Annotated in this window: 13 protein-coding genes; all 13 read left to right on the top strand. The window is 44.4% G+C overall.

Annotated elements, in window-relative coordinates; translation table 11 throughout:
- Nucleotides 1-170 precede the first annotated feature (170 nt).
- Entirely contained in the window at nucleotides 171-416 is a 246-nt protein-coding gene (locus RB622_RS30395; RefSeq protein WP_409021844.1) for a hypothetical protein, read from the top strand.
- The gene (locus tag RB622_RS23310) at nucleotides 397-549 is read left to right on the top strand and encodes an IS3 family transposase (RefSeq protein WP_308049115.1); all 153 of its coding nucleotides are present in this window, start codon (nucleotides 397-399) and stop codon (nucleotides 547-549) included. Before RB622_RS30395 ends, RB622_RS23310 begins: the two co-directional genes overlap by 20 nt.
- A 493-nt stretch (nucleotides 550-1,042) precedes the next feature.
- Nucleotides 1,043-1,612, top strand: coding sequence for an ABC transporter permease (locus RB622_RS23305; RefSeq protein WP_308049114.1), 570 nt, complete (start codon nucleotides 1,043-1,045; stop codon nucleotides 1,610-1,612).
- A gap of 196 nt (nucleotides 1,613-1,808) precedes the next feature.
- Complete coding sequence (locus RB622_RS23300) at nucleotides 1,809-2,138, top strand: hypothetical protein (RefSeq protein ID WP_308049113.1); 330 nt, start codon at nucleotides 1,809-1,811, stop codon at nucleotides 2,136-2,138.
- Nucleotides 2,139-3,117: 979 nt separating this feature from the next.
- Nucleotides 3,118-10,152 (top strand): SDR family NAD(P)-dependent oxidoreductase, encoded by a 7,035-nt coding sequence (locus RB622_RS23295; protein ID WP_308049112.1) that lies wholly within the window; start codon nucleotides 3,118-3,120, stop codon nucleotides 10,150-10,152.
- Nucleotides 10,153-10,185: 33 nt separating this feature from the next.
- Nucleotides 10,186-14,487 (top strand): beta-ketoacyl synthase N-terminal-like domain-containing protein, encoded by a 4,302-nt coding sequence (locus tag RB622_RS23290; RefSeq protein ID WP_308049111.1) that lies wholly within the window; start codon nucleotides 10,186-10,188, stop codon nucleotides 14,485-14,487.
- Entirely contained in the window at nucleotides 14,475-14,777 is a 303-nt protein-coding gene (locus RB622_RS23285) for an acyl carrier protein (protein ID WP_308049110.1), read from the top strand. Before RB622_RS23290 ends, RB622_RS23285 begins: the two co-directional genes overlap by 13 nt.
- Nucleotides 14,768-15,583: an alpha/beta hydrolase gene (locus RB622_RS23280; RefSeq protein ID WP_308049109.1), complete on the top strand. Its 816-nt coding sequence runs from the start codon at nucleotides 14,768-14,770 to the stop codon at nucleotides 15,581-15,583. Before RB622_RS23285 ends, RB622_RS23280 begins: the two co-directional genes overlap by 10 nt.
- A 9-nt stretch (nucleotides 15,584-15,592) precedes the next feature.
- A complete protein-coding gene (locus RB622_RS23275) occupies nucleotides 15,593-16,798 on the top strand; it encodes a nucleotide disphospho-sugar-binding domain-containing protein (RefSeq protein ID WP_308049108.1) in 1,206 nt (401 codons plus the stop codon).
- 71 nt (nucleotides 16,799-16,869) lie between these two features.
- The gene (locus RB622_RS23270) at nucleotides 16,870-18,069 is read left to right on the top strand and encodes a nucleotide disphospho-sugar-binding domain-containing protein (protein WP_308049107.1); all 1,200 of its coding nucleotides are present in this window, start codon (nucleotides 16,870-16,872) and stop codon (nucleotides 18,067-18,069) included.
- Nucleotides 18,070-18,117: 48 nt separating this feature from the next.
- On the top strand, nucleotides 18,118-19,413 hold the full coding sequence (locus tag RB622_RS23265; protein ID WP_308049106.1) for a condensation domain-containing protein: 1,296 nt from the start codon (nucleotides 18,118-18,120) through the stop codon (nucleotides 19,411-19,413).
- Complete coding sequence (locus tag RB622_RS23260) at nucleotides 19,410-20,687, top strand: condensation domain-containing protein (protein WP_308049105.1); 1,278 nt, start codon at nucleotides 19,410-19,412, stop codon at nucleotides 20,685-20,687. Before RB622_RS23265 ends, RB622_RS23260 begins: the two co-directional genes overlap by 4 nt.
- 1 nt (nucleotide 20,688) lies before the next feature.
- A complete protein-coding gene (locus RB622_RS23255) occupies nucleotides 20,689-21,951 on the top strand; it encodes a condensation domain-containing protein (protein WP_308049104.1) in 1,263 nt (420 codons plus the stop codon).
- Nucleotides 21,952-22,403 lie beyond the last annotated feature (452 nt).

Below are 22,403 nucleotides of genomic sequence, written 5' to 3'. Positions count from 1 at the left end.
GTGAAGGACTAATTCCGGCGTTAATTCTAATTAATAGGCGGCCCCATAGTTCACCCTCATACTTCCAGATTTTTACTTGGACAAAAGAAAGTTAATATTTATTGTGCTAATCTAAAGGGGCGGCCCCGTTATACTCCCGCCAAATAGTTGGTTGGGAATTGGCAGATAATATGTTGGAAAATCTTGTGCGTGAGCCACTCGAAAAGGCACTGCTGAAAAGAAGAATTAAATCTGGATTAATTATCCATTCTGATCGAGGAGGTCAATATTTATCAAATAACATGAAAAAGTTGGTACATACTTTTACCCTAGAACAGAGTATGTCACGTGCTGATGATCCTATGACACAACGCCTGGGCAGAATCTCTTTGGAGCCGATTAAAGGCGGAATTAGACATGCCCAAAGGTGGTTATGAAAGTATTGAAATGCTAAGAAGTGTTTTATTTGAATACATTGACGGATATTACAATATCAAACGGCTGCATTCTGGATTAAATTATTTAAATCCAGTGGCTTTCGAAGCTTTGTATTATAAAAATGCAGGATAAAACTTAGAATCGTATTATTCAATTAAACTGCAAAAAGTGTAAACCGAAAGTAAACCACGTAACTGAAGGTCTGGTAGTTGTAAATGATGGGAAATCTATTAAAGCATTTCTTTCTAAAATTGCCTATGACCGCTCCGAGCTGTTGGGGAAAAGGTATAAGCTTGAAAAGTCAACCTTTCAGGTTAACACATTTCAACGGGAGATTAATAACCTATCGTCAAAATTTAATAAATAAGCCTAAAATTTAATCCTGGACTTGTTTTTCAACATAGAAGACACCCTCATTTTTCTTGCACTAACACTGAAAATCACAGTAAATTTTATTCACCTCTTTTAATAATGCGTTTGCGTTTAGTCTGCATTTTTATAAATTGACAGGTTATGTAAATAATAAGCTCAATTTAATGGCGTAGGATTTATTTTTTCGTGGTGGATGGGTATGGAGCGATAGTCTTTGGGATTTCAAAATCTGTATCATACAATATGCCTCGATATGTTAAGAAATTACGTAAAAATTGCCCGGCGCAACCTTTGGAGAAGCAAAGGATTCTCTGCCATCAACATCTTCGGGCTCGCCATTGGGATTGCAGCCTGCTTTTTCATTTTCCAGTACGTGTACTTCGAATCCACTTATGACCGGTTTAATACGAACGCTGCAAATATTTACCGCGTACCCGTTTCATATTCCGGAAGTTTGGCCAATAGTCCAACCACAGCTGCCAATCATCCGGCCGTGGGGTCGGCTATGAAGGTAGAATTTCCTGAAGTCCTGGATTTTGTCCGGATGGTGCCCAATTCTTTGTTCATGAATGCCTATACGCTTTCTTACAAGGAAGGCAAGGGCAGTGAAAAGATTGATGCTGAAAGGAATATGTATCTTGTCGACGCATCCTTCTTTAATGTGTTCTCCTATCCATTGCTTTCGGGTGATCGGAAAAGCTGTTTGACTGAGCCTTTCAGTATGGTAATTTCGGCCAGCATGGCAAAAAAATATTTTGGCGACACAGATCCCCTAGGCAAAATCCTGAATACTAAAAGCTCCCACTTGCATCCCAGACCGTGATTGGTCAATAGCTTTCAGGACTCCGCCGCTTTATAAAAGTTACGTGGTGGTCGATCATTTCGTTTCACAGAATGGATTATGTCTGGATGTTTCTAAAAAAGACAGTGATGTAAAATAAATGCTACTTATATAGATGAAATTGTAATACTTATTCGTATTTTTATCGTGCCGTAAACCTCATCATGATACATTTCCCATGGACAAGTCAAATATTTTTGTTCACATCGAGCTATCGAAACTCGCTGAGAACCTCACGATGCATTACCCTCTTTCTAAAAAGCATTTGAAATCGTTGGCGGGATATTTTAACATTATACCTCCGAAATATTTTTCTGATGCATTAAGCCCTGAATGGCAGATTATTACAGAAGAAATAAAACAGAAAGGTCCGAGAATTGATCAGGATGGAAAAGTAGTTGTCAGTGCAGTGATCAATACAATCGATCAGATGTCGGAACAGGAGTGTTCCAATCTGGTTTCCCGGGTTATAAACCTGCGTGAAAAGGTTTCGAAAGAACTGGAGTAGTCATTTTGATAGATCAGAACGATATAATTTGTGGATTGTAGTAAAATAAATATCCTCTGACATTTGTCGGGGATATTTTCTCTTTTTTAAGAAGTCAGCATTTTTTAAGAATGATATTGTGCTCAGGAATGGGTTTCTCTGATACGAATCTTCATACTGTCTGAAGTTTATTACTGCATTCAGAATAGGTATTTACCATGCAAAAACACCTTGTCAGAACTTCCGACAGGGTGTTTTTGCATGGTAAAAGCTTGACGAAACTGGATTTTGTTCCATTGATTGTCCGGCCGCCACTTAAAAAACAAAACCGTGGCATTTGTAAGATTATCAAATCCCGGAGCAACAATCAAAGTTTATAATATGCGTATAGTGTGTGGGAAACAAATAAAGGAGGTTATACTTTCAGCGCTCCAAAAATAGTTGTTTCAATTGAATTGATTTGTAGTATAGATAGATGTTTTTAGTAGAAATATTTTGATTGTTAAAGTCCAATATTGGTAGTATAATACGTGCGAGGTTATTCGTCTATTGACAAAGGCGATTTTCTGTTTCGGTGCTGACGATTGCGCCTGAACTATTTTTTTTGGTCACTATCAAGCTATATAAGTGACTGAGTATTGCATCGGAAATTTGTAGGACTTGTCTGGTTGTAGAGCGTTATTCCCATTTTGATTATAAATTCCATAGGCTGGTATATCCATATCGCTGCTTTTTGTTTTGTAATCTCCTCATTGATAATATGCTACAATATTTATGCGAAAATTTTCGTGACGTAGATAATTTAAATTATATAAAGAAATACTACAACTAAAATAAATAGTGTAGAAAAAATTTCACATAAAAGTAGAATAACTTTCTTTCGATAATTTTTTTGCCTTATATTTCGGATACAGAAAGGATAACCATGCCTTCATACCTACCACAATAGAACATAAAAAGATGAAAACGAAACGGAATAAATTATTTGCGCTGGAACGTTATGAAAAATTTAGAAATTATTGGTCTGACCCCAATAGAAAAACCTGATGTAAAACTTGCCCTGGCTTTATTCAAGGCGAAGGCTTTTCCGGTTATACATCTGGGTAGAGATCGAAAGGAAGCTGCTGAGGCGATTAGAGAGATGTCCAAAAAGACGAAGGTTAAATTTGGGATCTGTATTGCTGAATCAGGTTTCTTTGATATAAACTTACCCGATCAAATAACATTAGCTATTGTACCTTATGGATTAACCTTTCCTTTCAAGAGTAAGCGTGTCAAGATTATATACCAGGTCCACAGTGTGGAAGAGGCGCGTGCTGCCCAGCAGGAGGGCGCCTATGGGATTATTGTAAAAGGGAATGAGGCTGCCGGAAAAGTAAGTGCAGGTTCTTCGTTTATATTATTTCAGCGAATTTTAAGAGAGGTTTCCGGGATCCCTGTTTGGGTTCAGGGTGGGATTGGTGTGCACAATGCTGCGGCGGTTATTGGTCTTGGAGCAAAAGGCGTGGTTTTGGACAGTCAGCTTTTGCAGTTTCCCGAGTGCCAGGCACCGGCAGGTTTGAAAACACTTTGTGAGAAACTTAATGGTAATGAAACGCGCGTAATCGACGGGTTCAGAGTGCTGAGTCGTCCGAATTCGCCTGTACTCCCCGAAAAACCGACGTTTGAAGATCTGGTTCCATTTTTGGGATCAACGGATCTGGATAAGGGTTATCTGCCTTTGGGACAGGATGTCTGCATTGGTACGGATCTTCGTCAAAAATATAAAAAGGTGTCGAGTCTTGTATTTGCCATCAGGGAATCTGTATACGGACACCTGAGACAGGCCAAGAATCTTGATCCGATTTCTGAAAATAATGCGCTTGCCCGGTCTCTGGGGATGCGTTATCCTATTGCACAAGGCCCGATGACCAGGGTGAGTGACGTGCCTGAATTTGCTAAACAGGTAGCAGAAGCAGGTGCATTGCCGTTTATCGCTTTGTCGCTGCTGAAAGGAGAAAAAGCAAGAGAGCTCATAAGCGAAACCGCTAAACTGGCCGGGGATAAAACCTGGGGTGTAGGAATATTGGGGTTTGCGTCGCAGGAGCTTCGTGACGAACAGCTTGCTTACATTACAGAAGCAAAACCGCCGGTTGTGCTGATTGCTGGCGGGCGCCCTTCGCAGGCCAAGCCATTGGAAAAACTTGGAATCAAGACGTTCCTGCATGTTCCTTCGTCGGTTCTTCTGGATATGTTCCTGAAAGAGGGAGCTAAAAGATTTGTATTTGAAGGACGGGAATGCGGCGGTCACGTCGGGCCTTTGTCCAGTTTTGTATTGTGGGAAAAGCAAATCAACCGGTTGTTACTGGAAGAACAGCCTGAGCAGCTGGAAGTCTTTTTTGCCGGCGGAATCCATGACGCTTATTCAACAGCGCTGGTTTCGGTAATGTCTGCGCCGTTGGTGGCAAAAGGCGTGAAGGTGGGTGTGTTGATGGGGACTGCGTATTTGTATACCAAAGAAGCCGTAGTTTCCGGAGCAATACTTCCGCAATTCCAGTCGCAGGCCGTCGTTCATACAGAGACCATTTTGCTTGAAACCGCGCCGGGGCATGAAACCCGCTGTTTTGATTCTCCCTTCGCTACTTATTTCAACGAAGAGAAAGAGCGGTTGCTAAACCAGGGTCTTGATAAAAAAGAGATATGGGCTGAACTGGAAAAACTCAATGTTGGGCGCTTACGTATAGCCGCTAAGGGTTTGGAAAGAAAAGGAGATGATTTGATTGAAATACAGTCGAAAGACCAGCTGGAAAGCGGCATGTACATGATCGGACAGGCTGCTGCCATGCTTGATAAAGTTGTTACGATTGCGGAACTTCATCAGGAGGTTGCCGATGGGAATTTCCGTTTCATCGATCGTGCCGTTTTGCCTGCTATTCCAAAAAATAAAAAGGGTGCCCTGAACGTGGCTATCGTCGGGATGGCCTGTATTTATCCGGGTGCCAGAAATATTGAAGAGTTCTGGGCGAATATTCTTGCCGGAAAAGATCTGGTTACAGAAGTGCCCGATCAACGCTGGAACAAGGATTTATACTATGATCCGACATCAACAAACGGAAGTAAGTCGCACTCTAAATGGGGCGGGTTTATTCCCAAAATAGATTTTGATCCGCTTGAATTTGGTATTCCGCCACAGTCGCTGGCCGCTATTGATCCTACGCAGTTGTTGAGTTTGCTGGTTGCGAAACAGGCGTTGGAAAATGCAGGATATGCTGAAAATGTAAACCGTGAAAATGTCTCGGTGATCATCGGCGCGGAAGGCGGAAATGACCTGGCTAACAATTACGGTTTCAGGGCACTGTTTACGCAGATTTTTGGAGAAATGCCAAAGGAACTGGATGATGCATTGCCAAAACTGACCGAGGATTCTTTCCCGGGTATTCTGGCGAATGTAATTTCTGGCCGTATCACCAACAGGCTGAATCTTGGCGGACGAAATTATTCCGTTGATGCGGCCTGTGCATCGTCCCTGGCCGCTATTGACCTGGCTTGTCAGGAATTGATACTGGACAAATCGGATATGGTTTTGGCGGGCGGAGCGGATCTGCACAACGGAATCAATGATTACCTGATGTTTTCCAGCACGCATGCATTATCGCGCAAAGGTCGCTGTGCAACCTTCGATTCCGAAGCGGACGGTATTGCTTTGGGTGAGGGTGTTGCGATGATGGTTTTAAAAAGGGAAGAAGACGCCCTTCGGGATGGAGATATAATATATGCCGTGATCAAAGGTGTTGGTGGTTCAAGCGACGGCAGAAGTCTGGGTTTGACGGCACCAAGAAAATCGGGCCAGGTGAAAGCTTTGGAAAGGGCCTACGAGCAGGCTGGGGTGTCTCCCGTCGAACTCGGGCTTGTAGAAGCACACGGTACAGGGACGGTCGTGGGAGACCGGACCGAATTAAGTGCATTGACGGATATGTTGCTGGCCTCCGGAGCGATTGCCAGTCAGACACATTTAGGCTCGGTAAAAACCCAGATCGGACATACCAAATGCGCTGCGGGATTGGCAGGACTGATCAAAGCAGCATTAGCCGTGTATCATGGCGTGAAACCGCCTACGATCAATTTGTCTGATCCGAATGCTTTTTACAACGCAGAAATAAGTCCTTTTGCTTTTCATACAAAAGCAGCCTTGTGGACCGATGAACGCCGTGTTGCCGGTATCAGCGCATTTGGCTTTGGTGGAACGAATTTTCATGCGGTTATTGAAAATACGCAGGGAAACAAGCCGAAACAGTCTGTAATAAAGTCGTGGCCTGCTGAGTTATTGGTATTCCGTGGCGATTCATTCGACGAGATCAAAGCTTCGCTAAAATCTGCCGCATCCATACTTGAAAATAAAACGGCTGCGCTGAAAGATATTGCTTTCAGCCTGAGTGAGTATAATAAAAAACCGGTTCAGCTTGCGATCGTTGCCGATAATCAGGAAGATGCTTTAAAAAAGATTCAGCTTGCTTTGGCAGGAACTGAGGCGAAAGGTATTTATCCTGCAAAAGAGCTGAAAGGAAAGGTAGCCTTCATGTTCCCGGGACAGGGCAGTCAGCGGGTGGATATGGCCCGAGAGCTTTTTGTGGCTTTCCCTGCCATGCGCAAATTGCTGAAAGGCAATCCGGCATATCAGCAAATCCTGTTTCCAAATGCTGTTTTTGATGAGGCATCGTTAAAAAATCAAAAAGAGAAGATTAAGGACACGCGTCTGGCGCAGCCTCTTTTGGGCATTGTTGACCTTGCGATTGCTTCCTTGTTAAGAGATTTCGGTATCAACCCGGATATGGTCGCAGGGCATAGCTATGGCGAGCTTCCTGCCTTGTGTTTTGCCAATGTTTTTGATGAGGATCAGCTGGTCTCGCTGAGTGAAAAACGCGCGAAGGCGATTCTGGATGCGATTGAGGACGACAAAGGAGCGATGATCGCAGTAAATTGCCCGGAAGAGCAGCTGACGAAAATTGTCTCGGAAGTCAATCAGATCTACCCGGTCAACCACAATTCTCCGCAGCAATGGGTGCTTGCCGGAACAACACCGGCGATTGAAAGCCTGATTGAAAAACTTAAAGAACAAAAAATATCGTACAAGCAACTGGAAGTAGCCTGTGCTTTCCATAGCCCGATATTGGCCAAATCAAAAGGTCTGTACGAAAATGCCCTGAAAGAAATTTCATTCTATACACAAACGATTCCAGTCTGGTCCAATACGTCAGCTTCGGTTTATCCGTCTGATGCGGATCAGATTAAGGAGCGCCTGACCGAACATTTGATCAGACCGGTCAGATTCTCGGAACAGGTGCAAAACATGTACGAAAGCGGGGCCCGCGTATTTGTTGAAGTCGGGCCTGGCAAAGTGCTTACCGGACTTACAAAATCTATTTTGGGCAAGGATGAACTTCGTCTTTTCACGGAAGACAAGGATCTGAACAGCATCAACCAGCTTTTAAATACATTTGCTGCCTATCTGGCAAGCGGCAGAGAAATCAAGCTGCACAAACTTTTCGAAGACCGGGATGTGAAACTTCTTGATCTTGACAAACCCGAACTTTATCGCCAAAGCAGTTCTGTATGGATTGTTGACGGCCAAATGGCTTTGCCGGCCCATGGTAAACTGCCAAGTCATGGCGCCTTACCCATCACAACACCTTTGAAACTGATACAAACGCTGAGACAACCAGCGCCGGTACAGGCAAGTGGTAATGCCGAGCTGATGGTTCAGGAATATCTTAACAGTGTGAAATATCTGGTGCAGGCTCAGCGTGACGTAATTCTTGGATACCTCGGGCAAGCACCAGCGGCTTCCGCTGCGATGGATTTGAATGGATTGCAATACAATGCTTCCTTTGATAACACGGTCAGGAAAGAGCCGGCTGTCGAGGTATTTGCCAAACAGCCAGAGGTTTATCAGCCAGTATCAGAAGCTGGTGCTGCAAAAGTTAAGAAGGATATCAAAACGCTGCTGATGCAGGTTGTTAGTGATAAAACAGGTTATCCGGAGGAAATGCTAGGTCTGGATATGGATCTGGAGGCGGATCTGAGTATCGATTCGATCAAACGCATGGAGATTATCGGAGAACTTCGTAATCAACTGGGTGGTTTTGATACCTCTTCGAAAAGCGAAGAGTCGATTATCGAAGAACTGGCATCGATTAAAACCCTGAAATTGTTGCTTGACTGGATGGCCGGACACCAGCAGGAAAGTGAGCCTGCGGTTGAAAATATTCCACTCAGCTCGCTGTCGGTCACGCAGGACGGGGTTATTGAAGGATGGTCACAGGAGCGAATTAAAACCGTTTTACTCGACGCGGTGAGCGAGAAAACGGGTTATCCGCAGGAAATGCTTGGCCTGGATATGGACCTTGAAGCCGACCTGAGCATTGACTCGATCAAGCGGATGGAGATTATTGGAGAGCTTAAAAACAATATCGACGGACTGATTGAGATATATAACAACAAAGGCGAAGAGCTTGTTGAAAAACTGGCTTCGATCAAAACGCTGAACGGACTTATCAACTGGATAATCAATTCACTTTCAGATCAGAAAGATTCTATCGAACAGATTACGGCCGGAACCGGTGACGAAGTAGTGAAGGTTGTTTTAAGTGAAAAAATATCACGACTTCGTTTTGAACTGACACCATTGTCAGTCGATGGTGCCCAGGTTGAAAACATTGCTGCCAAACACTTTGCCGTTACCGACGACAAAGGTGGGGTTGCCATAGCCATTAAAAATTTGTTGGAAGAAAAAGGAGCCATTGTGACGATTATTTCTGATAATCAATCGCTTGAAAGTTTCGATGGGCTGATTATCCTTAACATTTTTGCATCACCGGTAAGGCCAACGATCATTGAGTCCTTCGAGCTGATCAAGAAGCTTGATTTTGAAAAAGTGAAATGGGTTTACACGATTTCTGATACGCAGAGTCTTGTTTCCGGTGATTCGGATATCAAATTGCTAAGACATTTTCAGGGCTATTCAGGTCTGCTGAAAAGTCTGGACAAAGAGTATGATCATACCAAATGCAGGCTGGTAAGTATTACTTCCAAGCTTTCATCCGAGGAAATTGCCGCCATTACCCTTTCCGAAATCCAGAATTGTGACGAACCTTCGGAGGTTATCTACGATCAGAAAAACCGTCAGATTCTTAAACTGGTACCAACCCAGCTTCCAACCGGAACAAAATCGGACATCGTACTGGATAAAAAATCGGTGGTATTGGCACTGGGAGGTGCGCAGGGGATTACTTCCGAGCTTTTGGTACACTTCTCGAAGGATCATCCTTGTCATTATGTGCTCGTTGGAAGGTCTGCCGACCCGCGTGAAACAGGTGATCAGCAATATTCCGGGCTGAAAACAAAGGAAGAAATCCGGAAATTTCTGATTACAAAAGGTGATTTGAAAACACCAGCTGAAATTGAAAAACGTACCGAGGGAATCCATAAGTCCAATCAGATTTTGGGCACGATCGCGTCACTGGAAAAATATGGCTGCACGGTAAGTTACCATGCTTTGGATCTAAGAAATGAAAAGGAGCTCAGCAACCTGATTACCCAGCTTTACGAGCAGTACGGCCGTATTGATGGTGTTATTCACGGAGCCGGTCTGCTGGAAGATAAGTTGTTTCATCAAAAAACAGTGGCTTCTTTTGAAAGGGTTATCTCAACTAAAGTGACGCCTTTGAGAGTGCTTGCCGAACAACTGAGAAGTGATGTGCAGTTTGTGATCTTGTTTTCGAGCGTGGCGTCGGTTTACGGTAACCGCGGCCAGACGGACTATGCAGCGGCGAACAGCGTGATGGACCGTTATGCATGGGAATTGAAGAAGAAAATCAAAGGGAAGGTTATCTCCATAAACTGGGGGCCCTGGAAGGGAACGGGCATGGTATCTCCGTCGCTTGAACGGGAGTATGAACGCCGTGGAATTCCTTTGATTCCGCTACGGGACGGGATGGAAACTTTTGTCAATGAATTGAAATACGGTACCGAAAGCCAGGTGCTTATCATGGCGGAGTAGGTGTCCAAATTTATCAAAAGAAGTTTTCAGTTTATGAAGAAAAATACAGATATAGCGATCATTGGTATGTCCGGGATTTTCCCCGGGGCAGGTGACCTGCATACTTTTTGGAAAAATATAGAAAACGGAGTCGATGCTATCCAGACTGTTCCGGAAAACCGGATGGATGCTGTTTTCTTCGGAACGGATCATCCGTCCGTTGACCGTTTTTACTGTCGCCGGGGTGGATTTATCGATCAGTATGCGCAGTTTGATCCGGTGCAGTTCGGCATTTTGCCCTTGGCGGTGGAAGGCACCGAGCCGGAGCAGCTGCTGGCTTTGAGCCAGGCATACAAGGCATTGGAAGACGCCGGTTTACTCGCATCCAAAGAAGGTTTTGACAAAACGGGAATCATTATCGGAAAAGGTAATTATACCGGGCCCGGTGCTACCCGGGCTATTGAAATTGTCCGGACAGGCGAGCAAATCGTGCAGGTTTTGAAAGATCTGCTTCCTGATTTGAAAGGAGAAGATCTTGAAAAGGTAAAAAGAGAATTTCAGCAGAAAAAGGGACGGTTTACGGCTGATACGGCCATGGGACTTATTCCTAATCTGGTTGCGTCGCTGATTGCAAACCGTCTGAATCTGGGGGGCACAGCTTACACGTTGGATGCGGCCTGCGCGAGTTCTCTGATTGCGATCGATCATGCGGTGAGAGAGCTGGATTCTGGCCGTGCTGATATTATGATTGCCGGAGGCGTACATGCCTGCCAGAATGCGCCGTTCTGGAGTATTTTCAATCAGTTGGGTGCATTATCGAAAAACGAACAAATTTGCCCCTTTGATCAGCGCGCCGATGGATTGCTTATTGGTGAAGGTTGCGGTTTTGTAGTTTTAAAAAGGCTGGATGATGCCATGCGTGATGGTCACAGGATTTATGCGGTGATCAAAGGGGTAGGCGTGTCCAGCGATGGTGCCGGTGCAAGCGTGATGAGCCCAACGGTGCAGGGGCAGTCCAAGGCCATTCGTCAGGCATGGGAGATGGCGGGTATTGAGACCAGCGAAATCGGTTATCTGGAAGCCCATGGAACGGGAACACCTCTGGGGGATCGGATAGAACTTGAAACCCTTGCCAATGTTTTTGGAAAGGGCGATGCGCTTCCAAAGGCCGGAATTGGTACGGTGAAATCCATGATCGGTCACGCAATGCCGGCGGCTGGAATAGCAGGAATTATCAAAACGGCATTAGCCCTATATCATAACAAACTGCCTGTAACACTGCATTGTGAAACCCCGCTTGCAGCGATGGATCAGACCCGTTTTGCACCCGTAAGCCAGACGCGTGACTGGAATTCGTCAGAGCTTCCCAGACGTGCAGGTGTTAATGCCTTTGGTTTTGGAGGGATTAATGCGCACGTTGTTATCGAAGCATTTCAGACGGAAACCTTGCAGGTGAATGGGATCCATAGGGGAATTAATCTGCCTGAATTTCAAAAAGATGAGGTGCTGCTTTTAGCACGTGCAAGTAAAGAAGCCTTGCTGGAAGCACTGGAAAATAATGACAAGGAAGCCGGCGCTGGTCCGTTCAGACTGGCGGTTTTTGATCCGACACCCGACAGATTAAAAAAAGCGGCGAAAATCGTTGAGAAAAATACGCCGTGGCGAAACAGACAGGATATCTGGTATACAAATAATCCTTTAATCTTAAACGGTGGAAAGGTTGCATTTCTCTTTCCGGGTCTGGATGGCCTGGCGGGTGGAGAAACAGAAAGTGTAGCGAAATATTTTAAGCTGCCAAGATTTGAATCTGACGGAGATCGGGGAGATGAAAGTGTTTTCAGTACGGCCATGAAATTGCTTGAAAATAGCCGCATTCTGGATTCCGCACTGAAAAATCTGGGCGTGATACCTGATCTTAATGCCGGACACAGTTTGGGTGAATGGCTTGCCGGACGATCTTCCGGTTTAGCGTCGGAAGCGTCGGTGTTGCATCTTTTGACCAAACTTGACCCGCAGTTATTTGAAGTAAAAAACACCCGTTTTCTGGCAGTAGGCTCGGGTTATGATAAGTTGATCCCGTTTCTTGAAGGTAAGGAAGATATTTACCTGTCGATAGACAACTGTCCGCAGCAGGTTATTCTCTGCGGAACCATCGAAGCGGTGAACGAGCTGGCTGCGACGTTGCTGCAAAAGCAGATATTTCATCAGATACTTCCATTCCAGTCGGGCTTTCACTCGCCGTTTTTGAAACCAAAACTGGATCAGCTCCTGGCAGGGATGGAAAATATGGATTTTCAAAAAACAGAAATTCCATTGTGGTCGGCGACTACCTTGCAGACTTATCCTGAAAACTTTGATGAAATCAGGGCGTTAAGTGTAGAGCATTTGATCAAGCCAGTGCGGTTCCGGGAATTAACGGAAAAACTCTATGACCAAGGCGCGCGCGTGTTTATTCAGGTGGGTTCGGGTGGTCTGGTGGGTTTTATCGATGATACGCTTAAAGGGAAAACTTACAGCGCCATTCCTTCAAATTCAAATTTACGGTCTGGGCTTTCACAGCTGCAAAGAGTCGTTGCTGCGCTTTTTGTTGAGGGAAAAGAAATGGACCTATCCTTTTTAGGAATAGAAAAGGCAAAGAAAAATGCAGGCGCGCTGATGTCTTTACAATTGGGTTCACCATTTGTTTCGGAAATGGATTCAGTGAAGGCATTACGTGTTTCACGCCAAAATCCTGTCATAAAAAAGGAGCTTGCACTGGCCGATGTGGCCAATCCGGTCATGCGTGCATTTTCGAATAATCTTAATGAAATCGCAGATATTCAGACGGAAATCGTCAATTTAATCAACCGGAAAACGCCACCGGTACGAATCAATACGCAGCCGCCTTACACGCCGCCAAAACCTGTAAAACGGGAGAATTTTAGCAAGCAGTTGAATGTTTCGCTTGAAAATTCGCCGTATCTGATTGATCATTCTCTTTTGAAACAGAAGCCGGGCTGGCACTGTGTTGAGGACATGGATCCGGTGATACCCATGACCATGATCTTTGAATTGTTTGGGGAAATAGCCAATGAAAATGCTCCTGAACTGCTGGTTCAAAAAATCATGCATATCAAGGTTTTTCAATGGATGAACGTTGTTGCGCCGTTTCAGGAGCAGGTGACAGGTACCTGGAAGGGGGCCAATCACGTGTATCTGGATCTTGATAAATATGCCAATTCGGAAGTGCAGCTTGCACAATCTTACGGAACGCCCGAGGTGGAAGCTTTGTCTATTGGTAAGTCATTGGGTATAACAATTACGCCGAAGCAGATTTATGAAGAAAACATGTTTCACGGACCTGCTTATCAGGGGATCAGGGAAGTGATTTCGGTTGCAGAAAATGGTATCAGAGGTATTATCGAAAGCAATGCCGGAAAAGGCTCTCTGCTCGACAACGCTGGTCAGCTTTTTGGTTTGTGGCTTCAACTGACATTGGAAAAAGACAGGATTGCATTTCCTGTTAAAATTCAGGAAGTTGAATTTTATGGCGATATGGCCGATCAGCAGGGGACATTTGAATGTACTTGCGCCCTGACCGAGCTTACCGAAGAATTTGCGACAGCCAATTTTATCCTAAAAAGAGATAACAAAGTCTGGGCAATTATACGCGGCTGGCAAAACCGCCGCCTTGAAATCGATAACAAGCTATGGGATGTGTCGATGGCGCCTTTGCACAACATTTTGTCCGAAGAAGCTGCGCCTGGCATTTTCCTTTTTAGAAATGTTTATCAACGGGTTGTTTCGTGGGATTTTATCCTGAAAAGATATTTCAACCAGACTGAGAAAAAACACCAGCGTTCGCTTCTGCCTAATAAGAAAAAGGAGTGGATGATCAGTCGGGTGGCGGTAAAAGATGCCGTGCGCATGCTGCTTCTGAAAACAAAAAACGAGCCTTATTTCCCGATCGAATTTGAGATAAAATCCGACGACGCAGGAAAGCCATTTTTAGAAGGAGCTATGGTGGAAGGAATTAATATATCACTGGCGCATAAAAATCTGGAAGCGGTCGCGATTGCCCGTTTCGATAAACCCGTGGGTATCGATATCGAAGAAATTCAGACCAGAAGTGCCGGGTTCAATGAAATCGTGTTTACGACCTCTGAGTTGTCGCTGATCGCTTCAAGGGAAACCGACGAATGGGTGACGCGGTGCTGGGTGGCCAAGGAAGCCTTTGGTAAAATGCTTGGGAAAGGGTTAATGGGCAATCCCAAGGCCTATGTGATCGAAGAAATCAGGGGCGAATCGCTTAAAATACAAGATACCTGGATTAGTACTATCAAACATAAAAACTTTATAATCGGATGGACCAATTAATAACTGAACCTAAAACATTAAGCAACGACGAAATATTTGGTGTGCTCAATCAATTCATCACGGAGGTTATCGGTGAGGAATTTGTCGATGAAATGGACATAACGCCGGACAGTTCGTTTACAAAGGATCTGGAAATGGACAGCATTGAAATTGTGGCGTTTTCTGAAAAAGTGAAAATCTATTTTGGCGAAAATATCAATTTTACCGGCTGGCTTTCCAATATGGATCTTGACGAGATCATTAGTCTGAAATTAAGCGACATCATAAATTATATCCGCCTATGCCAGTAATCGACGTTCACCGTATAAAACTACATATTCAGGAGCTCAATCCGGACGGAGAAGAGACGATCATTCTGATTCATGGTATGTTCAGCAATCTGGCTGTGTATTATTTCAATATAGCACCGATGCTTGCTGAGAATTTCCGGGTGATACTGTATGATATGCGGGGACATGGTATGAGTGAGAAAGTGAACGAGGGATACGATCTGGCGTCGATGACCGATGATTTGTATGCCTTAATGGAGGAGTTGAAAGTTGATAAAACGCACCTGGTTGGTTATAGTTACGGCGGATTGGTCGCATTAAAGATGGCGATCCGTTATCCGGAGAAAATCGACAAGCTGGTCGTGATCGAAGGCCCGGACCCTAACGAGCAGGAGACGCTGACGATCATCGATACGTACAGCAAGGAGTTTTTGATCCATTATGTCAACAATTTTGCAGATACGACAAAAATGCAAATGGGGAAACGGCAGTTGGAAAGAAATCATCGTATGTACGAGTTTTTGTTCAATGAGACGACAATTCGTTCGGATATGGAATCTGAAAAGGATTTCTTTCAACAGAAACCATTGAGCCAGTTAACCCATGAGACTTTGCTAATTTATGGCGAGCACTCTAATTGTGTTCCTTCGGGCAATACGCTGGCTTCCAAGATAGCGGATGCAAATCTGGTTCTGGTTCCCGGCGATCATAATGTGCCAATTCAGCAGCCCGAAACGATAGGGAGCCAATTGCTGCTCTTTTTTAACAAAAACGTTGATCTGGATATTTGTGATGCTAATCTGCTGGTCGTCAAACAATCGGCTTAAACCTAGTTCATGGGGAAATTTGTATTTATAGTGCCGCCCTTAACGGGGCATATTAATCCAACGCTGAGTGTCGGAGCGGAGCTGCTTGACAGAGGGCATCAGGTGGGCTGGATTAGCCTGGATGAAAATCTTGGAGCTCAGCTGCCCGAAGGAGGCCAGTTGCTTCTGATCCGCTATGATCAGAACGATCAGGAAAAGAGCAACAGCGAGCAGTATCTCGATATCATTACCAAGAAAATTGTGTACGGAATTGAGAGCATTAAGTTTCTTTACGAAGAAGTATTGGTGCCGCTGAACCGGCATATGTTTGATGGTATTGTAACCCAGCTGGATCTTTTTGAACCTGATGTGGTGATCAACGACCATCAGCTTTTTGCAGGTGCGACGGCGGCTTATCTGAAAGGTATTCCGTATGCTACGTCGGTAACAGCGCCGGCAGCCGTCAAAATGATGGAAGATTTGCCCAAAATTCATGAATGGGAGATTAACCAGATCATCGCACTTCAAAAGGAACTTGGGCTTGAAGATGAAAAATCGGTAGCGTGTTCGGAATTGCTTACGATGGTGTTTACTTCCCAGGATTTTTTCGGAGCGATGGAATTGCCGGGATATTATCATTTTCCCGGTCCTGTGATCGGCCACCGCAAAAAAACGGCCGCTTTTGACTGGGAGAAATTCAATGCATCCAATGCCCCGAAAATTCTTGTTTCAATAGGGACAACTTTTGATCACGCGTATAAGAGCGACTTTTTCGGTAAAGTGATTGAAGCCTTTGGCGGCGAAAATATTCAGGTTGTGCTGGTATCTGATCCTGATTTGTTTACCGAATGGCCTGCCAATTTTATTGTGCAAAGCCGAGTTCCCCAGCTGGACTTGCTGCCGCATGTACATGGGGTGATATGCCATGCCGGGCATAATACGGTCAGCGAAGCGCTTTATCAGGGCCTTCCGCTGGTCGTGATTCCGATTGCCTATGACCAGTCGCACGTGGCCGGCAGGGTGGTGGCGACAGGCTGCGGCGTGCGGTTGAATTATCGCAGATTTAAAGCACGTCATTTAAAAGAAGCGGTGCAGGAAATTCTATCCGAACCGGATTATAAAGCCAGTGCGGAGCAAATCGGGACATCATTTAGGGAAGCCGGAGGAACAGCCAAGGCGGCAGAATTACTGGAAAGTCTTGTCTTGCATAAGGCGGAAGTAACACTGAATAGATAGTATAGAGGCTTGATTATTAACCGGGCAAAGGTCCGCTGAATTATTTTTTTAGAAAACATTATAAGCAAGCCATGGCAAATTTCATGTTTGTGGTACCACCATTTTTTGGGCATTTAAGTCCTACGCTGAGTGTTGGCGCCAGTTTATTGGAGAAAGGGCATAAGGTCGTGTGGGTGGGTATTACAGAAGTTGCAGATAAGCATATTCCTGAGGGCGGGAAATTTATTGTACCGCATCAGGAGCTGGAAGAGCATCAGGAAGAAATTGAAAAAATACTGAAAAGGCAGGATGACGGGCCTTCACTTTCCGGACCGGAGGTAATGAAACTGGCCCTGGAGGAAACCTATGTACCACTGGCGAAAATTCTGATGAAAGGGCTTTCCAGGGTGGTGGACGAGTTTCAACCGGACGTCATAATTAATGACTGCATCACTTTTGCCGGTGCGCTATGTGCCTATCAGAAGGGTATTCCTTGTGTGACTACAACACCGGTGCCGCCGGATGTGATGGGCGACACGAAGAATTCGGCGCCTAAAATTTACGAGTGGCAACAGAACCTTATTCTCGGATTGCAAAGGTCGGTCGGCATTTATACCGATGACATTGTCATTCATTCACATCTGTTGAATATTGTTTTTACCTCAAGGGAATTCGCGGGATTTACGGATTCGGAATCTCACATGAAATTTGTAGGGCCCGTCAAAGGCAGACCTAATACGACACCATTTCCCTGGGATCGCCTCGAAAAGGCAACAGGCCCGAAAGTTTTTGTGTCGTTGGGGACTTTGTTGGTTGATATCAGAAAGGATTTTTTTCAGAAGCTTATCGAAGCTTTTGCCAACGAGCCCCTGACCATCGTAGCGGCAACAGATCCGGGAATAATCGAAAACTGGCCTGACAATTTTATTGTACAAGGTTTTGTGCCCCAGTCGGAAATTGTCCCGAAAATGGACGCTGTGATCTGTCACGGTGGTTTTAATACCGTCAATGATACCTTCATGAACGGCCTGCCGATGCTTATAACACCGATTGCCTATGATCATTTTCATACGGCAGCACTGATCGAGAACGCAGGATGCGGGATCAAACTTCGTTATAAACGGCTGAGAATAGCTGATCTTAAAGCGGCGATGTGGGAAATTCTGACGAACGATCAATATAGAAATGCTTCCAAAAGGATTCAGCAGACATTTATTGATGCCGGCGGAAATGACACGGCCGTGGCTTTGCTGGAAGATTTTGCAAGGGAAGTACTCGAAGAAAAAGTTTAAAAACCAGAACATCTGAAATAAAAATAACGGTCTGTTAGCCATCGAAAAATGAAAAGAAAGCTACTGTTTTTGGAAAGAGTGCTATATGGAAATGGTTCAGAGCCCTTTCACGGGGTGTTTTCGGTGAAAATTGCCGGGAAAATTGTACCTGAAAATTTTCCATTGGCACTGAAAAAACTGCAAGCCAAATATCCGGCGCTCACGGCCTGTATCGAAGAGGACGAAAAGGGTGATCCTTATTTTGTTCAGCAATCGCCCGCGCCTGAAATTCCTTTGCGTATTGTAGCGCGTTTGTCCGACCAGGATTGGATCGATGAATCGAGGTATGAATGGGCCACTTCTTTCCAGATAAAAACCGGTCCGCTTCTTCGCGTTGTCTGGATACGTTCCGAGGAAGCCTCGGATCTGATCCTGGCTTTTCACCATTGTATGTGTGACGGCGGCTCAGGGATGGCTTTGCTGACAGACTTGCTTGCCGTTTTAGATAACACAGACCACGAAATTGGCACTTCATCAACATTCTCATCACTCGCTGATCTTATTCCGGCTGAAATTTTAAATGACAGAAGAAAGAAAATCAAGGCCGGATTTTCTTCTGGCCTTGTAAATGCTTCGCTGGCAGTGATGTCGCGCTTTATTTCGACAAAAAATAAAGTGCTGCCACAGCGGGCATCTGACTATTTAATAAGCTGGAAACTTAGCCAGGAAGAGTCCTCAGCACTTTTTGCCGTTTGCAAAAAGCATCAGGTAACGGTCAATACTGCTTTATGCCTTGCATTTTTGGAGGCTTTTAAGAGGATCAACAAAACCGCCGCGCATGGCAAGGCCATCTGTCCTGTGGATATCCGCAGGTACATGCCGGAAGTAAAAAGAGATACGATTTTCGCATTTGGGCTGGCCATGAACATGCAGCTTGCTAAAAAGTCGGCGACTGATTTTTGGGTAAATGTCCAAAAGCAGCAAGTGCTGATTTCAAAACAAATGGACAAGCTGAACCCGTATGAATTTATCATGGGCATGGAAGGCTCTCACAAGGCGATCAGACCTTTGATAAAATTCCTTACTTATGCCAAAGCCGGTAACGATTTTATGTTTTCGAATATGGGACGGCTTGATATCCCCTCGGGTTACCGGACTTTCTCGATTGAAACGGTTTACAGTCCAACGGTGATCGGTCCGTTTGGCAATCCGACTACCATTATTACCACCACTTTTAACAAACAAATGGATTTTTCGTTTGTCTCAAACGAAATGTTTATGGCACGTGAAAATGCCGTGAAGATCAAACAGGAAGCGATGAAACTGATGTTTGAAGCATTTGTTGCGAATACCGTTGGCGTATGAAAAGAAAAATGAGCTTTCTGGAGGGCTCCATGTTTGCGGGGAAGAATACGCCGGTGAATCTGATTTTTACGGTGACCGTGGAAGGATGTCTTTCTCAGGGAAATCTGGAAAAGGCACTGCAAAAAGTACAAAACCGTCACCCGCTCTTAAAAATTGTAGTTTGGCAGGACGAGAAGGGAATTCCGTGGTACGTGTCGCCGGACAAAATACAGCCCATACCATTACGAATCGTTGAGAGAAATTCTGATAAAGACTGGCGGAACGAAGCAGAAAAAGAGTGGCATAAACTATTTGATGTAGAAAAGGAACCTTTGACGAGGCTGGTCTGGGTAAGATCAGAGCGAACCTCTGAACTGATACTGGTTTGCCATCACTGCATTTGTGACGCAACATCGGTCATGCAGCTGATGCACGAGATACTGGAAGTGGCAGATAATCCGGGTAAGGATATTGGCTCTTATCAGGCCGTGTCGTCCCTCATGGACCTTGTTCCTGTTGACATACAAAGAAATATGGCCAATATTTTTACAGCGAATTTGATAACCGGAATGACCCGTTTTTATCTGGGTGTGGTCAGTTGGATGAAGGAAAAGAAAAAGGATCATTTTTATACGATTAACTGGAAGTTGAATAGCGACATGACAGGGGTAATCTTGGAAAAATGCAAAGAGGAGGGATTAAGTATTAATACAGTTTTGAGCCTGACCTTTATGAAGGCATTTCAAAATGTCAGGCATCTTTCAACAAACAGACGCATGTTCTGTTCTGTGGATGCCCGCCGCTTTTTACCCGAAATAGGCAGTGATCATCTGTTTCCATTTCCGGTGATGATTGATCTTTCACTTGGAAACAAGCAGTACGATTTCTGGCATCAGGCCAGATATCTCCGGGATAAACTTTATAATAAGATCGAAAAAACGGACATCCGTAAAATGTTGATGTATACAGAACAACTTGTCTCTTTATTGCCCAAAAGTATCCGGTATGCCAAGGCAGGAAAGGGGCTTCACGATTTTGCTTTTGCCAATTTGGGGAAGATTAAAATCCGTGAGCATTATGAGACTTTCAGCATCCAAAATGTATATAGCCCTTCGTCACGATTTCCCATGGGAAACCCGACGAAGATTTCAACTTCCACATTTCGTGGTCAGATTGATTTTGTGTTTACATCAGAAGAAGGATTTTTAAAATATCAGGATGCGCTCCTGGTCAAAGAAAATGCCATGCAGTTACTCCTAAACCAGACCATCACCCAAGAAAGCAGCGTAGTTTAATATGAACAGGAGATTAATAGTTGGTGAGAGAATCATGTATGCCGATGGCCAGGTATCGGTTAACTGTACCTTCACCGCAACAATAAAAGGTGCACTTACGGGAGAGCAAATAAGTGCTGCACTGCTGAAATTGCAGACAAAACATCCGCTTTTAAGAGCAAATATTAAGCATGATAACAAGGGATTTCCATCCTTTGTTATGAATCCCGACATGCCTGCGATTCCGGTCTGTGTTTTGGAAAGGTATGCAGAGGATCAGTGGGAAAAAGTAAGTGTCGCTGAATGGATAAAACCTTTCGATGCCGGCAGCGGTCCGCTGGCCCGGCTTGTCTGGCTGAGATCTGAAAATACATCCGATCTCATTTTTGTTTGTGCGCATTGTATTTGCGACGGAACAACCATTGTTACGCTCATGCGGGAATTCCTGCAAAGCCTGGATGAGCCGGAAACAAGGTTAACGGCCTATCAGTCTTTTACGGATATTCAGGAATTGCTGCCCGATTCATACACTCAAAAAGGCGGTTTGAAGTTTAAAGCGGCATTTTTTTCTACGCTTGCCAAAGGACTGTTTTTTATAACAAACCGCAAGCCCAGATTAGAAGCTGAAAGTTTTTACTTTCTTAACTGGAATTTCCCTTCCGGGTTATCTTCTACTTTGGTGAAAAAATGCAAGGCTGAAAATACCTCAGTCCATGCCGTGCTGTGTGCGGCATTTTTGCAGGCTTTTGCATTTGAAATGGGAAACGGGGCAAAAAATAAAGTGATAAGTCCGGTGGATATCCGCAGGTATATTCCCGATATAAAAAAGGATACGATGTTCGCTTTTGCACCGATTGTGGAGTTATCGATTCCAAAGAAAGAAAGGGACAACGATTTCTGGACTATTTCCCGAAGTATCAAAAATGATCTGGTCGATAAGGCGAATAAGATCAATATGCCGGAAATCATTGTCATGAGTGAGTTTTTTCATTCAACGGCACGACAAATGATAGGGCATTTACGATCGACCAAAGGCAGTCACGATGTTACTTTATCCAACATGGGCGTTTTGGATATCCCCACAACTTACCAGACATTTTCCGTCGAAGCTTTGCATAGCCCGGCCGTAGGTTTTCCATGGCGCAACCCGAATACCCTGGTGGTAAGCACCTTTCAAGGTAAGATCGATTTTTCATTCTGTTCCAACGGTGCGTTTTTGCCGGTTGATAAGGCTCGGGATATCCGCAAAAGGGCCGTGGCTATTTTGTCGGAAGAAATCGGCTGAATTTTAGATAAGTAACAGAGATAATCCTTACTACGTATTTTTGGTACGTTAGTTAGGATTTTTTTTGTTTTTCACTTATGGCTATAATGTGCTTAATGTTAGTTATTTATGTGATATCATTGCAGTCTTGTCGTTTTTAAAACAGATTTTATCTGTCTGTTTTAAAATGGTTGTGAGTCAGCTGATCTTTCTCATGTTCACCCCGATTTCAAATCGGGGCACGTATGGTCTTGGTAACTCCAGGGAAACTTGTGAATAAAGATAAATTTCATCAACGTTGCCATGACAAGAAACAAAATACATATTGCGATTATCTTACTAATTTGTATATATAGCTGCAAACAGAAGGAAACATCACCAGCTGATAGCAAGAGCTTATCGATTTATCCAGCGAAGATAAAAATTGGTGACACAATTGTTCTTAAAGGTATTAATGTGTGTGATGTATCTGA

The organism is Dyadobacter sp. LHD-138, assembly GCF_030929615.1.
Lineage (GTDB): Bacteria > Bacteroidota > Bacteroidia > Cytophagales > Spirosomataceae > Dyadobacter.
Note: the sequence above shows the minus strand (reverse complement) of the source record. Positions and strands in the feature narration are given on the sequence as shown.

Bases quoted from the DNA above. Each gene is read 5' to 3' on its own strand.
- RB622_RS23310 (WP_308049115.1), top strand. From the start codon at position 397: ATGCCCAAAGGTGGTTATGAAAGTATTGAAATGCTAAGAAGTGTTTTA.
- RB622_RS23305 (WP_308049114.1), top strand. From the start codon at position 1,043: ATGTTAAGAAATTACGTAAAAATTGCCCGGCGCAACCTTTGGAGAAGC.
- RB622_RS23270 (WP_308049107.1), top strand. From the start codon at position 16,870: ATGGCAAATTTCATGTTTGTGGTACCACCATTTTTTGGGCATTTAAGT.
- RB622_RS23290 (WP_308049111.1), top strand. From the start codon at position 10,186: ATGAAGAAAAATACAGATATAGCGATCATTGGTATGTCCGGGATTTTC.
- RB622_RS23295 (WP_308049112.1), top strand. From the start codon at position 3,118: ATGAAAAATTTAGAAATTATTGGTCTGACCCCAATAGAAAAACCTGAT.
- RB622_RS23300 (WP_308049113.1), top strand. From the start codon at position 1,809: ATGGACAAGTCAAATATTTTTGTTCACATCGAGCTATCGAAACTCGCT.
- RB622_RS23275 (WP_308049108.1), top strand. From the start codon at position 15,593: ATGGGGAAATTTGTATTTATAGTGCCGCCCTTAACGGGGCATATTAAT.
- RB622_RS23265 (WP_308049106.1), top strand. From the start codon at position 18,118: ATGAAAAGAAAGCTACTGTTTTTGGAAAGAGTGCTATATGGAAATGGT.
- RB622_RS23285 (WP_308049110.1), top strand. From the start codon at position 14,475: ATGGACCAATTAATAACTGAACCTAAAACATTAAGCAACGACGAAATA.
- RB622_RS23255 (WP_308049104.1), top strand. From the start codon at position 20,689: ATGAACAGGAGATTAATAGTTGGTGAGAGAATCATGTATGCCGATGGC.
- RB622_RS30395 (WP_409021844.1), top strand. From the start codon at position 171: ATGTTGGAAAATCTTGTGCGTGAGCCACTCGAAAAGGCACTGCTGAAA.
- RB622_RS23260 (WP_308049105.1), top strand. From the start codon at position 19,410: ATGAAAAGAAAAATGAGCTTTCTGGAGGGCTCCATGTTTGCGGGGAAG.
- RB622_RS23280 (WP_308049109.1), top strand. From the start codon at position 14,768: ATGCCAGTAATCGACGTTCACCGTATAAAACTACATATTCAGGAGCTC.